General features: G+C 64.7%; 1 protein-coding gene. It reads left to right on the top strand.

The annotated features are described in order from the left end of the window. The first annotated feature begins 129 nt into the window (after positions 1-129). Entirely contained in the window at positions 130-1,419 is a 1,290-nt protein-coding gene (locus ACO6VD_RS00480) for a M18 family aminopeptidase (RefSeq protein WP_422416282.1), read from the top strand. The last annotated feature ends 76 nt before the right edge of the window (positions 1,420-1,495 follow it).

The raw sequence follows: 1,495 nt of genomic DNA, 5'->3' as shown, positions 1-1,495 counted from the left end.
TGGTTGGACGTCCCGCCCCTTAGCGGGGTGAGGGTTTTTCTTGGGGAAGCGGGCTTGCCCCGCGATAGGCACGCCACAAATCCCCCGCCAAGTACGTTAAACTCGCGCCACTGCTGTCTGGAGTGACCTATGCGCGATGCACTGAATCAAGGCCTGATCGACTTTCTCAAGGCCTCCCCCACGCCGTTCCACGCCACCGCTGCCCTGGCCCAACGCCTGGAAGCCGCCGGTTACCAGCGCCTGGACGAGCGCGACAGCTGGGCCACAGTGGCCGGCGGTCGCTACTACCTGACCCGCAACGACTCCTCGATCATCGCCTTCAAGCTCGGCCGTCATTCGCCGCTGCTCGACGGCATCCGCCTGGTCGGCGCGCATACCGACAGCCCGTGCCTGCGGGTCAAACCGCAACCGGAACTGCAGCGCCAGGGCTTCTGGCAGCTGGGTGTGGAAGTCTACGGCGGCGCCCTGCTCGCCCCTTGGTTCGACCGCGACCTGTCGCTGGCCGGGCGGGTCACCTTCCGCCGTGATGGCAAGGTCGAAAGCCAGCTGATCGACTTCAAGCTGCCGATCGCCGTCATCCCCAACCTGGCGATCCATCTCAACCGTACCGCCAACGAAGGCTGGGCGATCAACCCGCAGACCGAACTGCCACCGATCCTGGCCCAGGTTGCCGGTGACGAACGTGTCGATTTCCGCGCCCTGCTCACCGACCAGCTGGCCCGTGAGCATGGCCTGAACGCCGATGTGGTGCTGGACTACGAGCTGAGCTTCTACGACACCCAAAGCGCCGCCTTGATCGGCTTGCACGGGGAGTTCATCGCCGGCGCGCGCCTGGACAACCTGCTGTCCTGCTACGCCGGCCTGCAGGCCTTGCTCAACGCCGACAGCGAAGAAACCTGTGTATTGGTGTGCAACGACCATGAAGAAGTCGGCTCGTGCTCGGCTTGCGGTGCCGATGGCCCGATGCTCGAACAGACCCTGCGCCGCCTGATGCCCGAGGGTGACGACTTCGTCCGGGTGATTCAGCGCTCGCTGCTGGTCTCGGCGGACAACGCCCATGGCGTGCACCCCAACTATGCCGACAAGCATGATGGCAACCACGGTCCCAAGCTCAATGCCGGCCCGGTGATCAAGGTCAACAACAACCAGCGCTACGCCACCAACAGCGAGACGGCCGGGTTCTTCCGCCACCTGTGCATGGCCGAAGAAGTGCCGGTGCAGAGCTTTGTGGTGCGCAGCGACATGGGTTGCGGCTCGACCATCGGCCCGATCACCGCCAGCCACCTGGGTGTGCGTACCGTGGACATCGGCCTGCCGACTTTTGCCATGCACTCGATTCGTGAGCTGTGTGGCAGCGAAGACCTGGCGCACCTGGTCAAGGTGCTGACGGCGTTCTATCGCAGTCGCGATCTGCCCTGAAAAACATCGCGGGGCAAGCCCGCTCCCACCGGATAGGGTGGGAGCCCTTTGGGAGCGGGGTTTCCCCACGAGGAGC

Source organism: Pseudomonas sp. GZD-222, from assembly GCF_049310525.1.
Taxonomy (GTDB): Bacteria; Pseudomonadota; Gammaproteobacteria; order Pseudomonadales; family Pseudomonadaceae; genus Aquipseudomonas.
This window is presented reverse-complemented; position numbering and strand designations above follow the sequence as displayed.

Excerpts from the sequence above, each read along its gene's own strand:
- ACO6VD_RS00480 (WP_422416282.1), top strand. The coding sequence starts at position 130 with ATGCGCGATGCACTGAATCAAGGCCTGATCGACTTTCTCAAGGCCTCC.